Annotated in this window: 11 protein-coding genes; 6 read left to right on the forward strand and 5 right to left on the reverse strand. The window is 61.9% G+C overall.

The window, feature by feature from the left end:
• The first annotated feature begins 2 nt into the window (after positions 1-2).
• On the forward strand, positions 3-1,310 hold the full coding sequence (locus OCA5_RS11225) for a DNA polymerase IV (RefSeq protein WP_012562929.1): 1,308 nt from the start codon (positions 3-5) through the stop codon (positions 1,308-1,310).
• 103 nt (positions 1,311-1,413) lie between these two features.
• On the opposite strand, the gene OCA5_RS11230 is transcribed toward OCA5_RS11225, so the two are convergent.
• On the reverse strand, positions 1,414-2,274 hold the full coding sequence (locus OCA5_RS11230; RefSeq protein ID WP_012562928.1) for a cell envelope integrity EipB family protein: 861 nt from the start codon (positions 2,272-2,274) through the stop codon (positions 1,414-1,416).
• A gap of 102 nt (positions 2,275-2,376) precedes the next feature.
• On the opposite strand from OCA5_RS11230, the gene OCA5_RS11235 reads away from it, so the two are divergent.
• From OCA5_RS11235 to OCA5_RS11245, 3 genes are all read left to right on the forward strand, one after another.
• Complete coding sequence (locus tag OCA5_RS11235) at positions 2,377-2,844, forward strand: RidA family protein (RefSeq protein WP_012562927.1); 468 nt, start codon at positions 2,377-2,379, stop codon at positions 2,842-2,844.
• Positions 2,844-3,611 (forward strand): glycerophosphodiester phosphodiesterase family protein, encoded by a 768-nt coding sequence (locus tag OCA5_RS11240; protein WP_012562926.1) that lies wholly within the window; start codon positions 2,844-2,846, stop codon positions 3,609-3,611. Before OCA5_RS11235 ends, OCA5_RS11240 begins: the two co-directional genes overlap by 1 nt.
• Before the next feature lie 88 nt (positions 3,612-3,699).
• The gene (locus tag OCA5_RS11245; RefSeq protein ID WP_012562925.1) at positions 3,700-4,866 is read left to right on the forward strand and encodes a GNAT family N-acetyltransferase; all 1,167 of its coding nucleotides are present in this window, start codon (positions 3,700-3,702) and stop codon (positions 4,864-4,866) included.
• Between the two features lie 5 nt (positions 4,867-4,871).
• On the opposite strand, the gene OCA5_RS11250 is transcribed toward OCA5_RS11245, so the two are convergent.
• Positions 4,872-5,813, reverse strand: coding sequence for a lytic transglycosylase domain-containing protein (locus tag OCA5_RS11250; RefSeq protein ID WP_012562924.1), 942 nt, complete (start codon positions 5,811-5,813; stop codon positions 4,872-4,874).
• A gap of 170 nt (positions 5,814-5,983) precedes the next feature.
• On the opposite strand from OCA5_RS11250, the gene OCA5_RS11255 reads away from it, so the two are divergent.
• Positions 5,984-6,241 carry a hypothetical protein gene (locus tag OCA5_RS11255; protein ID WP_012562923.1) on the forward strand — a complete coding sequence of 86 codons (258 nt, stop codon included), beginning with the start codon at positions 5,984-5,986 and terminating at the stop codon, positions 6,239-6,241.
• A 235-nt stretch (positions 6,242-6,476) separates the two neighbouring features.
• Here OCA5_RS11255 and clpA read toward each other — a convergent pair whose 3' ends face one another.
• Both clpA and clpS read right to left on the reverse strand, forming a co-directional pair.
• On the reverse strand, positions 6,477-8,858 hold the full coding sequence (clpA, locus tag OCA5_RS11260; protein ID WP_012562922.1) for an ATP-dependent Clp protease ATP-binding subunit ClpA: 2,382 nt from the start codon (positions 8,856-8,858) through the stop codon (positions 6,477-6,479).
• Positions 8,859-9,085: 227 nt separating this feature from the next.
• The gene (gene clpS, locus OCA5_RS11265; protein WP_041559644.1) at positions 9,086-9,418 is read right to left on the reverse strand and encodes an ATP-dependent Clp protease adapter ClpS; all 333 of its coding nucleotides are present in this window, start codon (positions 9,416-9,418) and stop codon (positions 9,086-9,088) included.
• Positions 9,419-9,963: 545 nt separating this feature from the next.
• Between clpS and OCA5_RS11270 the strand changes: the two genes are divergently transcribed.
• On the forward strand, positions 9,964-11,766 hold the full coding sequence (locus OCA5_RS11270) for a TadE/TadG family type IV pilus assembly protein (RefSeq protein WP_012562919.1): 1,803 nt from the start codon (positions 9,964-9,966) through the stop codon (positions 11,764-11,766).
• Positions 11,767-11,854: 88 nt separating this feature from the next.
• On the opposite strand, the gene OCA5_RS11275 is transcribed toward OCA5_RS11270, so the two are convergent.
• Positions 11,855-12,187 (reverse strand): phasin family protein, encoded by a 333-nt coding sequence (locus OCA5_RS11275; RefSeq protein ID WP_012562918.1) that lies wholly within the window; start codon positions 12,185-12,187, stop codon positions 11,855-11,857.
• Positions 12,188-12,510: the final 323 nt, after the last annotated feature.

The raw sequence follows: 12,510 nt of genomic DNA on the forward strand, positions 1-12,510 counted from the left end.
CGATGGATGAGGCCCCTCACCCCGCCCCCGGTTTCTGCCGGGATTGCCTGACCGATGCCGCGCCGCAGGCGATGCGCTGCACGGCGTGTGGTTCGCCGCGCCTGTTGCGGCACCCCGCGCTCGGTGAACTGAGCCTCGCCCATATCGACTGCGATGCGTTCTACGCGACCGTCGCCAAGCACGACCGGCCCGAGATCGCCGACAAACCCGTCATCATCGGCGGCGGCAAGCGCGGCGTGGTCGCCGCTGCCTGCTACATCGCCCGCACCTACGGCGTGCGCTCGGCGATGCCGATGTACAAGGCGCTCGACCTCTGCCCGTCCGCGATCGTCATTCGCCCCGACATGGCGCGCTATGTTCAGGTTGGCCGCGAGGTACGGCAGGCGATGCGGGCGCTAACCCCGCTGGTCGAGCCGATTTCAATCGATGAGGCATTTCTCGATCTGTCCGGCACCGAACGGCTGCACGGCATGATCCCGGCAAAGGTGCTGGCGCGGTTCGCAAACCAGGTCGAGCGCGAGATCGGCATCACCGCCTCGGTCGGGCTTTCCGCCAACAAGTTTCTCGCCAAGATGGCGTCCGACCTCGACAAGCCGCGCGGCTTTGCGGTGCTGAGCCCGAGCGACGGTCAGGCATTGATGACGGACAAGCCGGTCGGCTTCATTCATGGCGTTGGCCCTGCGATGCAGGACAAACTGCGCGACCACGGTTTCCGCCTGATCGGCGATCTGCAGCGCGCCGACGAGATCGACCTGATCCGCGCCTTCGGCGGCGAGGGCCGCCGGTTGTGGCGGCTCGCCCGCGGCATCGACGACCGCAAGGTGGTGGCGGATCGCGGCGCCAAGATGATCTCCAGCGAAACCACCTTCGAGAACGACCTTCGCGAGTTCACGCCCCTGGAGCGCATCCTGTGGGATTTGAGCGAGACCGTCTCGCGCCGCCTCAAGACAGGCGACCTTGCCGGCTCGACCATTACGCTCAAACTGAAAAGCGCAGACTTCCGCCAGCGGACCCGCTCGCAGTCAATCGTCGCACCGACCCAGCTTGCTAACCGGATCTTCGCCATCGCCCGCGACATGCTGGCGCGCGAGACGGACGGCACCGCGTTCCGCCTGATCGGCGTCGGCGTCAGTGCGCTGCGGTCTGCCAGCGGCAGCGACGACGAGGACTTTCTGAACGCGCGCTCTGCTCACGCCGAACGCGCGATGGATGATGTGCGCAAACGCTTCGGTGACAACGCAGTGGTGCGCGGTATCGCCTATACCCCGAGGCCCGCGAGCCCGTCATCGCTGCGGCGGAAGGATTCGTGACAACCCCGACATTGCTGTGCAGGTTCGCCCATTCAATGATCGATCTCGCAGCAACGTCCCTTCACCTCTCCCCAGCGGGGAGAGGGAGCGCATCCTCGCAAGATTACTTGCACGGCTTGCTGTCGCTGACTTCGAGCTTGTCGATTTTACCGTTGATGACGAAATCGTTGTAGTCGAGCACCAGCGCACGCGAGATGCCGTCCTCGTAAAGCTCGAACGACATGCCATAGATTGGCGTCTGCTCGCCGCTGCCGGGTTTAGCCGCGCGGTCGAAATAGCTCACCGTCACCGGCCAGCGCGTTACCGCTTTCAGCTTGTCGTTGGCGGTCGCAACATCGGACGATTCCGCTGCACGTCCCGCTGAAACCGGCTGCCCGATCACCACGAAGGTATTGTAGACCTTCTCGCCATTGTCCGAGCCGTCATAGACGCCAAGCTCCACAAAGCGGCGCCCTTCCTTCGCGGCGGCGATGATGCGCCGCGTCTGCTCGGTCGGGAAAACAATCTCCTTGTCGAGCGTGAAGGTCTTCGCCTGCGGCTGCTTCAGCTTCACGGTGATGGTACCATCCGACCCGCGCTCGGCAGTGCCGTTCACCAGAACGGGCGCATCGTCGTTGGTCTGGTTGACGACATTGAAGCGGTACTTTTTGCCCTGCCCATCTTCCCAGTTGGAAGAGCGCATCTCGCTCGTCGTCGCCCTGTCCTCGCCGGCTTCGATCCGAGAGACTTGACGGAAATCGGTCGAATAGCCTTCGCAGACATTGCCGCCGAATTTGTAGAGAATGCGACCGTTCGCCGAACTCACAGCGGCGTTCCCGCGCGCCTTGGCAAGGCTGAGCTCGTAGCTCGCCTCGTGCGCCATCAGCCCCATGGCGGGGGCTGCCTGCGCGTAAGCCTGCGACACAAAGCCCGCAACAGTGCCGACTATCATGGACATCCGCAATACCGCGTGTGAGCCGTTCATCGTCTCTCCTTGCCAATCCGGAAATCGGGAGATATTGGCGCTGGGATTATGCCGCAACTGGGGCATAAATTGTATCACGCCTATCATCACGGAGGACCGAATATGGCGGGAGAAATCGAACGGAGACTGGCAAGCCTCGGCGTTACGCTGCCTACCCCCATCACGCCGGTTGCCAATTATGTGCCGTTCGTGCGCACCGGCAACATTCTCACCGTCTCCGGACAGGTTTGCTTCGACGGCAACGGCAAGCTCGTCGCCAAGGGCAAGCTTGGCGCGAACGTCAGCATCGAGGAAGGCCAGGCTGCTGCGCGCGCCTGCGCCATCAACCTGCTCGCGCAGGTCAAAGCTGCACTGGGCGATCTTGACCGCGTGGTGCGGGTGATCCGGCTCGGCGGGTTCATCAACTCCGCGCCCGATTTCACCGAAGGGCCGAAGGTGATGAACGGCGCCTCCGACCTGATGGTCGAGGTACTCGGCGACAAGGGCCGCCATGCGCGCTCGACCGTCGGTGTCGCGGCGTTGCCGGGCGATTGCGCGGTCGAAGTCGAAGGCCAGTTCGAGGTGGCATGATGCCCTTTCGCGCACCGCGCTGGCTGACGGCAGCCCCGGTCGCGCATCGCGGGCTGCATGATCCCGCCAAAAGCATTGTCGAGAGCACGGCCTCCGCATTCGTGGCCGCGATTGCGGGTGGCTTTGCCATCGAGACGGACGTGCAGCTCTCCGAAGACGGCGAGGCGATGGTGTTCCACGACGACACCCTCGCCCGCCTCACCGAGTGCGACGATGATATTCGCACGTTACGGACGGCGGAGTTGAAAGAGGTATGCTTCAAAACTACCTCCGACCGGATGATGACGCTCGCCGAGCTTTGCGAGATGACTGCCGGGCGCGTGCCGCTGGTGGTCGAGATCAAGAGCCGGTTCGATGGCGACCGTCGCCTGGTCCGCCGCATCGCGGAGGTGGTGCGCAACTATCAGGGGCCGCTGGCGCTGATGTCGTTCGACCCCGATCAGGTGTGCGCAGTGCGCGATCATCTGCCGAACATCACGCGCGGCATCGTCGCCGAACGAACCTATCGTGAGGAAGAGTGGCAGATGCTGCCGCCGGAGAAAGTGCGCGGGATGCTCGGCCTGCGTCACGCCTTCCACACCCGCCCGCATTTCGTCGCCTACTGGATCGATGAGTTGCCCGCCCCTGCGCCACTGATCGCGCGGCACCTGTTCGGCTGTGCACTGCTTACCTGGACCGTGCGGACAGCGGAGCAGCGTGCCCGCGCGGCACGTTACGCCGACCAGATCATTTTCGAGGGTTTCGTGCCCTCCATTGCACGCCCTTGAAGCGCCAGCAACAATCACGATCTAAGACAAAGACCGAGCCGCGCGCCGGACCACTCTCTTTTCACGCCGCTCGCCGGGTTACCTGCCATTGACAATATCGCCCGACATCACGATCGAGGCCGTGGCCTCCGTCAGCCAGATTGCGGCGGACGACTGGAACGCCTGCGCGCATCCGCCCGGCACGCCGTACAATCCGTTTCTCGCTCACGCCTTCTTTGCAGCGCTGGAGGAGTCCGGCTCCGCCACTGCGCGCACCGGCTGGCTGCCGCGTCATCTCGTGGTGCGGCGAGGCGAGCGCGTCGTCGGTGTCGCGCCCTGCTATCTCAAAAGCCACTCGCAGGGCGAATACGTCTTCGACCATGGCTGGGCAGAGGCATTCGCGCACGCAGGTGGCTCATATTACCCGAAGCTGCAGGTCGCGGTGCCATTCACGCCGGTGACCGGCCCGCGCCTTCTGGTGCGTGGTGATGTCGACCAGGCGCAAACGCGCGAGGCGCTGATTGCCGGCCTGATCGCGCTGTGCAAGCAGCTCGACGTCTCGTCGGTGCATGTGACATTCGCGCTACGTGAGGAATGGGAGCAGCTCGCTGCGCACGGATTCCTGCAACGTACCGACCAGCAATATCACTGGGCCAATCAGGACTACGGCAGCTTCGAGGACTTCCTCGGCTCGCTCGCCTCACGCCACCGCAAGGCAATCCGGCGCGAACGTCGCGAGGCCGTGGCCAACTGCATCGAAATTCACGCGCTGAGTGGCGCGGCCATCACCGAGGATGCATGGGATGCGTTCTACGCCTTCTACATGGAGACCGGCTCGCGCAAATGGGGGCGACCCTACCTTAACCGCGCGTTCTATTCACTGATCGGCGAGACCATGGCCGACGACGTCGTGCTGATCATGGCGAAGCGCGAAGGCCGATGGATCGCCGGCGCGATCAACTTCAAGGGCTCCGATACGCTCTACGGCCGCCACTGGGGCGCGATCGAGCATCATCCGTTTCTGCATTTCGAGATCTGTTATTATCAGGCAATCGATTACGCGATCCGCCACGAATTGAAATCCGTCGAGGCCGGTGCGCAGGGCGAGCACAAGATCGCGCGCGGCTACCTGCCGCAAACGACGCGCTCCGCGCATTATATTGTCAACCCGAGCCTGCGGCGCGCGGTCCGCGACTATCTCGCCCGCGAGCGCGATTATGTCGAAGCGGTCGGCCGCGAACTGACCGAGGCCGGCCCATTCCGCAAGTCCAGCTAACGGCGTTAACGTTTGCCGGAATTTCGTAGCACCATGCAGGCCTGCCCGGCCTTGTGAATCTTCGTACACAGATCGTTCGCCGCCTGTCGCGTCTCGGCGCCGATCCGCACCTGATAGAATGCGCGCGTGCCGCGGCTGCGGAATGTGGTGCGTAACAGGTCGGGATCGTGCTCGCCGATCGTACCGCTCAGCCGCTTCATCGCACGCGCATACATCTCAAGCGCCTTGTCACGCGAGAATCCGGCGGCGAGTTGCACGCCCCACGGGCTCGCCGCGCCAAGCCGCACATGCTCCTCGAGCTTGGCGACGAACTGGTTCGGCGCCTGACGCAGCAATGCCATCAACTCGCGGCAGCCGGATGGTTTCTTCTTCCATTCGCCATCGCCCATCCCCTCCTTCGCCCAATCGTCAACGCTCAACCCTGTGATCGCCTGAACATAGGCACGCGTCTCGCCCGGCATCGGCCCCGTGCCCGCCTGCCATTCGCGCACGCGGCGTGGCCCGGCATTGTAGGCGGCGGCCGCAAGCCCGAGATTGCCGAACTGCTGGCGCAGCTCTGCGAGGAATTCGGCCGCCTTCGGCAGCGCCTGCACCGGATCGAACGGATCGAGCAGCCGCCGCTCGCTCGCCGTGCCCGGCATGAACTGCGCGACGCCTTGCGCACGCTGACCATTCCGCGTCACCGGGCCGACGGCGTCCGGTTGAAACCGGCTCTCCTGCCAGATCACGCGCGCGAAGAATTCGAGCGGCAGGCCGTTCGCCTTCGCCGCAGATTCGATCATCAGGCACATGGATTCGCCGGTGGCGGCATTATCCTCCACCCGCCTTGCCTCGCTCGCTTTCACCTCGCCCTCTGGCGGCGTTTGCGCGTGAGCGAACGAGGCCAGCGCGACAAGCACCGCCGCGACAGCCCATCCCTTTGAATATGCTCCGATCCGCCCGCGCATTTACCTTAAATGACGCCTTTGTCCGTTACCGCTTGGCTTCACTTCCCGATCTCACCTAAACCGGTGCCATGGAAGAACGTCCCAACGACGCCATGGTCGCATCCGAGCCGACCGGGCCAGAGGACATGTCCCCCGGCGAGTCTGCTCCAGAGCCCTCCGAAGAGACCACAATGATTGTGCTCTCCGGCGCAGACCGGGCGCACGACGCCGACGTATTTCCACTCCACCCGGAGCCTCATCGCCGCCGCGGGCTTCTGCCGTTCATCGGCCGCATACTCCGGCCATTCGTCGCGATCATGCTGTCGCAATACTTCATTGTGCTGCTCCTCGCCGTGCTCGCCGCCGTCATCGTATCAAGAACGGCATCCGGCATTCTGGTCGAGATGTTCGACGATCTTGCGCGCATCATCCGACGCTTCGGAACGTAAGAGGAATCAATAACCCGCATGTATTTGAGCCACACCTCTCCTAGGGGGGAGGTAAGAGGCGGGGCGGCAGCGGAGCATACGGTGCCTCAAATTGTTTTTTTAGGCCCCCTCACCCGCTCACTATGTTCGCGACCTCTCCCCAGCGGGGAGAGGTGAGAAAGGATAACTCAACAAAAAGCCCGGCGATCGTGCGCCGGGCTTTGATGATTGTCTGCGAAGAAGCTTGCGCCTTTGACTAGGCCTTGGCGGGCTCCTTCGTCGCCTTGTTCGCAGCCTTGGGCTTGCGCTTGCGCGCGCCCGGCAGCTTTTCGGGCTTCGGCGTAATCGGGCCATCGAGGAACTCGAAGCCGATCTTCTCCTTGCCCTCGCCTGCCGCCTCGTCCTTCACCAGAACGACACGGACATGGCCGCCACCTTTGAGCTTGCCGAACAGAACCTCATCGGCGAGCGGCTTCTTGATGTGCTCCTGAATCACGCGGGCCATCGGCCGCGCACCCATCTGCTCGTCGTAGCCTTCCTTCACCAGCCATGCCTTGGCGGGCTCGGACAGCTCGATAGTGACGTTGCGGTCGCCAAGCTGCGCTTCGAGCTGCATCACGAACTTCTCCACCACCATGCCGATTACATCGGCATCGAGATGCGCGAAGGACACGATGGCATCGAGGCGGTTGCGGAATTCCGGCGCGAACTGCCGGTTGATCGCCTCGTGGTCCTCACCCTCACGCTTGTTTCGGGTAAAGCCGAACGCCGCCTTCGCCATATCCGCCGCACCGGCGTTGGTGGTCATGATCAGGATGATGTTGCGGAAGTTCACCTGCTTGCCGTTATGGTCGGTGAGCTTGCCGTGATCCATGATCTGCAGAAGCACGTTGTAAAGGTCGGGATGCGCCTTCTCGATCTCGTCGAGGAGCACCACACAATGCGGATGCTGGTCGACGCCATCGGTGAGCAAGCCACCCTGGTCGAATCCGACATAGCCCGGAGGCGCACCGATCAGGCGGGACACCGTATGCCGCTCCATGTACTCCGACATGTCGAAGCGCAGGAGTTCGACGCCGAGCGAGGCCGCGAGTTGCTTGGCCACTTCGGTCTTGCCGACGCCGGTCGGTCCTGAGAACAGGTAGCAGCCGATCGGCTTCTCCGGTTCGCGCAAACCCGCACGCGCGAGCTTGATCGACGCCGACAGCGCTTCGATCGCCTTGTCCTGACCGAACACCGTGCGCTTCAAGGTCGCCTCGAGATGCTTGAGCACCTCGACATCGTCCTTCGACACGCTCTTCGGCGGAATCCGCGCCATCGTCGCGATGGTCGTCTCGATTTCCTTGATGCCGATAGTCTTCTTGCGCTTGCCTTCGGGCACCAGCATCTGCGCCGCACCGGATTCGTCGATCACGTCGATCGCCTTGTCCGGCAGCTTGCGGTCGTGGATGTAGCGCGCGGAGAGGTTCACCGCCGCCTCGATCGCGTCGTTGGTGTACTTCAGCTTGTGGTAATCCTCGAAGTAAGGCTTGAGCCCCTTGAGGATACCGATCGCATCCTCAACCGACGGCTCGTTGACGTCGATCTTCTGGAAGCGACGCACCAGCGCGCGGTCCTTCTCGAAGTGCTGGCGGTATTCCTTGTAGGTGGTCGAGCCCATGCAGCGGATGCCGCCCGAGGCGAGCGCCGGCTTCAACAGGTTCGAGGCATCCATCGCCCCGCCCGACGTCGCGCCAGCACCGATCACGGTGTGGATCTCGTCGATGAACAGGATCGCGTTGGGGTGCGCTTCCAGCTCCTTGATGACCTGCTTCAGCCGTTCCTCGAAGTCGCCACGATAGCGCGTGCCCGCAAGCAGCGTGCCCATGTCGAGCGAGAACACGGTTGCGGCGGCAAGCACCTCCGGCACCTCGCTATCGACGATGCGCTTGGCGAGCCCTTCCGCGATCGCAGTCTTGCCGACGCCCGCTTCGCCGACGAACAGCGGATTGTTCTTCTGGCGGCGGCACAGCACCTGGATCGCACGGTTGATCTCGGCGTTGCGGCCGATCACCGGATCGATCTTGCCGTCGCGCGCCTTCTTGTTGAGGTTGACGCAATAGGTCTCGAGCGCCTCCCCCTTCTTCTTGGAATCCTCGCCGCCCTTGGTGTCGGTGTCGTCGTCGACGCCGCGCACCGGCCGCGCCTCGGAGACGCCAGGACGCTTGGCAATCCCATGGCTGATGTAATTGACCGCGTCATAGCGCGTCATGTCCTGCTCCTGCAGGAAATAGGCGGCATGACTCTCGCGCTCCGCAAAGATTGCGATCAGCACGTTGGCGCCGGTCACTTCCTCGCGACCGGACGACTGCACATGGATCACCGCGCGCTGCACCACGCGCTGGAATCCGGCTGTCGGCTTGGCGTCATCGACACCGTCGCCGATCAGGTTTTCAAATTCGGTTTCGAGATAGCCGACGAGGCTGCCGCGCAGCTTGTCGAGATCCACGCTGCAGGCGCGCATCACGGCCGCAGCATCCGTGTCGTCAATCAGCGAAAGCAGGAGGTGTTCAAGCGTCGCGTATTGATGGTGGCGTTCATTTGCAATCGCGAGCGCGCGATGCAGGGATTGTTCAAGGCTCTGAGAAAAAGTCGGCATTCGCTTCCTTTGTGGCCCCCGCCATTCTGGCCGTTCGAGTATCCCTCAGTTGTTTCCTTCGTCGTCTCGCATGATGTGTTTCGGAATTCTTCTGAATGGTGCCGAATGCGCTCGACGTCTGAGAGGCTATCTAGTGTATCCCGAAGCGAACGCTACTGCCTGGCATGAGGTTCCCCACCAAAACAATTTCCGGCGTCCGCTCTTGCAAATCACTCCTTGCCAACAGGCTACTTCTTTTCCATCACGCATTGCAAAGGGTGTTGATGCTTACGCGCAAAATCCATCACCTGCGTCACTTTGGTCTCGGCAATCTCGTAGGTGAAAACACCGCACTCGCCGATCCCATGATGATGAACATGCAACATGATCTTGGTTGCTGCTTCAACATCCTTCTGGAAGAATTTCTCTAGAACATGAACGACGAACTCCATCGGCGTGTAGTCGTCGTTGAGGATCAGCACGCGATAAAGACTCGGCCGCTTGGCGCGCGGCTTCGTTCTGGTGATGACGGAGGTGCCGGGGCCGGACGTCCCGTCCGGGCGATCGTCGTTCTTCGACATTCGCACGGTTGCGGCGGCGCGACGGACGCTCTCCCCGTCCCTCCCCGTCTCGTCCCATCCAGTCATGGCGGTAGAAAGCTTCTGCGGCATGGCCTTGCTTCGATCAGTCCCGGCTTCGATCAGCCTCGATGTCGCGGTGGCAGCGGCAACGCCGCGCCGATTATCGGGCACAATATGGCGCTGCTCCGGCTGCGCCGCAAGCTGCACGGAAAATCCCTACCCCTCTCGGAATAAAGGGAAAATCGGCACAGGCCGATGCGTTATCCGCCGTTTTTCGCGTGATCGCGGCACGCTCCTGTCCGTAAATGACGGCGGCGCTCAGCTTGCCCGGCGCGACAGGCCGCCGGCGCTCTCCTGACGATTCCTTAACGGCATCCCCCGAAAGAACGAGCAGTCCGCAACGCTCCATTGAGCATAACATACGGACCGGAGCCAAAAAGACGGCATTTTAATAATGCCCCCGGCTTTACTCGGAGCACTTTACCACCTCTTCACTAGGCCGCCCGTAAGCAAAGTTCCAGATACAACCACTCTGGTAAACGGCAATGGGCCCCCTCTCAATCAAGCGTTTCGCCAGCCTCGCCAACGGGTTTCGCAAAGATGCCCGCGGCAACGTCGCCATCATCTTCACACTGGTCGCCATCCCGCTCGTCGCACTGGTCGGCGCAGCCGTCGATTACACTCGCGTCAGTTCCGCCCGTACCGCCATGCAGAGCGCGCTCGACAGCGCCGCGCTGATGATCTCCAAGGACGCGGCGACGATGAGCGACAGTGAAATCACCACGCGCGCCCGGCAGTACGTCAATTCGCTCTACACCAACACCGAAACGCCGATCCAAACGTTCAGCGCGGTCTACACCCCGAACAACGGAAGCGGCGCGACAATCCTGCTGAACGCCGGCGGCAACATGCCGACCTACTTCATGAAGATTGTCGGCACCAATTTCAGCACGCTGCCGATTAACACCGCCTCGACCACGAAATGGGGCAGCTCGCGCATGCGCGTCGCGCTGGTGCTCGACAATACCGGGTCGATGGACCAGAACGGAAAAATGACGGCGCTGAAAAAAGCAGCCGCCAATGCCACCACCGGCTTGATCAAGAAATTGTCGGCCTTCAACACCAACGAAGGCGACGTCTATATCTCCGTCGTACCCTTCGCGAAGGACGTGAACGTCGGCACCTCCAACGTGGGCGCGTCCTGGCTGAACTGGAGCGAATGGGAAGCCGCGCCGCGGATTCTCACCGACAACAGCTATCCAATCAAAGTCAAATACAACAACATCACCTACGAGTGGGCCGATATCGGCCCGGGTGCGCCTTGCCCGTTCGATACAAAGAGCAACGGAAATCCGCGTCCATCCCAGCAAAGCAGCGTGAGCAAATTCAGCTTTGCCTGCATGGACCGGCCGGGCTCTCTGTCCGGGGCTACGGATCTCAGCAACAACAGCACCGACAGGTACCTCATCCCGTCAAGCGGTACCTATGAGGGCATGATCTGCCCGGGCATCGATGGCGGCGCGAACTACCCGGGAAAAACCGGCGTCTACTACAATGGCTGCTATACGAGCGTTGTTGATCCAGACGCCAGCATCGTTCTCGCGACCGGGTCGAATGCGCAGTGCCCGAGCAACAAACCCAACTGCTCATGCACCGGCACCGGCAGCAGCCGGAAATGCGTTCAGGCCAAATACAAGCATTACTGGCGCGATCATCCGAGCGATACCACGAAGGCTGCTGCGGCCGCCCCCGCACACAGCACCTGGACCGGGTGCGTCAACGATCGCGACCAGGATGCCGATACGACCAACGCCGTCATGTCGGGTTCGGGGCGCATTTACCCCGAGCAATGGAAGGATTGCCTGTCAGCGACCATCACGCCGATGAGCAACCAATGGGCCACCTTGAACAGCAAGGTCAACGCCATGAACCCGAGCGGCAACACCAACCAGGCGATCGGCCTGTTCTGGGGCTGGCAGACGCTCAACACCGCCAACGATCCGTTCAAGGCGCCCTCGAAGGACCCGAACTGGGTCTACCAAGATTACATCGTGATTCTGTCAGACGGATTGAATACGCAGAACCGATGGTACACCTGCCCGAACGCAGGCCCCTGCCCAACGATCGACGGACGTGAAAAGACGCTGTGCGACAACATCAAGGCCGACAAGATCACCATCTTCACCATTCAGGTGAACATCAACAGCAAGGACCCGGAATCCCAGGTGTTGAAAGACTGCGCCTCATCGGGCTCCGGCTATTTCCAGCTCATCACGTCTGCGAACGACACCGCCACCGCCTTCGACAACGTGCTCAACAAGATCGCCAAGCTGCGCATCGCGCAGTAACGCACCCGATCCGCCGCCGATGAGGCGGCACAAACAAAAAGCCCGGCTCATAAAGCCGGGCTTTTTTAATTCCTGAAAGGCGTCGCGCTTAGTGCGCGGTGTACTTCGAGACCAGGCCTTCGAACGGCTTGTAGGATTCCTTAGCGAGGTCCGAATAGAGCTGGCCGATCTTCTGGGCCTCAGCGACGAACGTCTCGTAGGCGGTCTTGGCGTACTCGCTCTGAACTTCGAGCGCCTTGTCGAACGACTTCACGCCGGAGAGCTTCTCGACGTAGCTCTTGGTGTCTTCAAACGACTTCTTCGAATAGTCACCGTAAGCGGCAGCAATCGCCTGGAAACCGTTGGCGACGTTACGCGCAGAGGTCACCGTGGCATCAAGCTGCTCTTTGCTCTGCTGCTGGAAATCTTCCACTTTGAACATGACTCGTCCTCTCAAAGGCGGATGGGGCATCCGATCACGAAATCGGGATATCGCGTCGCACAATGAAGGTCAAGGAAATTGTGCGACGCACAAGGATTCATGACAAATCCGGCCTATCGCGGAAACGCTTCGTTAAGGCTTTGGCAACTGCCGCCCCGTATTTTTGGACAAAGTGTCTTTCACGTCGGCCGGGAACAAAAGCAGCGTCTGTTCAACGGCTTATGGTCCGGCGAGCGGAACCTTCACCGCCCGCCAGCGGCGATGCCCGCCCCGCGGCCCGTGCGGAAGACGGCCCAATTTGGCCTCAGAACGAGGTCAAAGAA

Source organism: Afipia carboxidovorans OM5 (assembly GCF_000218565.1).
GTDB classification, from domain to species: Bacteria; Pseudomonadota; Alphaproteobacteria; order Rhizobiales; family Xanthobacteraceae; genus Afipia; species Afipia carboxidovorans.

What these genes read in the sequence shown, in the direction of transcription:
- OCA5_RS11225 (WP_012562929.1), top strand. Translation starts at nt 3, where the DNA reads ATGGATGAGGCCCCTCACCCCGCCCCCGGTTTCTGCCGGGATTGCCTG.
- OCA5_RS11230 (WP_012562928.1), bottom strand. Translation starts at nt 2,274, where the DNA reads ATGAACGGCTCACACGCGGTATTGCGGATGTCCATGATAGTCGGCACT.
- OCA5_RS11235 (WP_012562927.1), top strand. Translation starts at nt 2,377, where the DNA reads ATGGCGGGAGAAATCGAACGGAGACTGGCAAGCCTCGGCGTTACGCTG.
- OCA5_RS11240 (WP_012562926.1), top strand. Translation starts at nt 2,844, where the DNA reads ATGCCCTTTCGCGCACCGCGCTGGCTGACGGCAGCCCCGGTCGCGCAT.
- OCA5_RS11250 (WP_012562924.1), bottom strand. Translation starts at nt 5,813, where the DNA reads ATGCGCGGGCGGATCGGAGCATATTCAAAGGGATGGGCTGTCGCGGCG.
- OCA5_RS11255 (WP_012562923.1), top strand. Translation starts at nt 5,984, where the DNA reads ATGATTGTGCTCTCCGGCGCAGACCGGGCGCACGACGCCGACGTATTT.
- clpA (WP_012562922.1), bottom strand. Translation starts at nt 8,858, where the DNA reads ATGCCGACTTTTTCTCAGAGCCTTGAACAATCCCTGCATCGCGCGCTC.
- clpS (WP_041559644.1), bottom strand. Translation starts at nt 9,418, where the DNA reads ATGTCGAAGAACGACGATCGCCCGGACGGGACGTCCGGCCCCGGCACC.
- OCA5_RS11270 (WP_012562919.1), top strand. Translation starts at nt 9,964, where the DNA reads ATGGGCCCCCTCTCAATCAAGCGTTTCGCCAGCCTCGCCAACGGGTTT.
- OCA5_RS11275 (WP_012562918.1), bottom strand. Translation starts at nt 12,187, where the DNA reads ATGTTCAAAGTGGAAGATTTCCAGCAGCAGAGCAAAGAGCAGCTTGAT.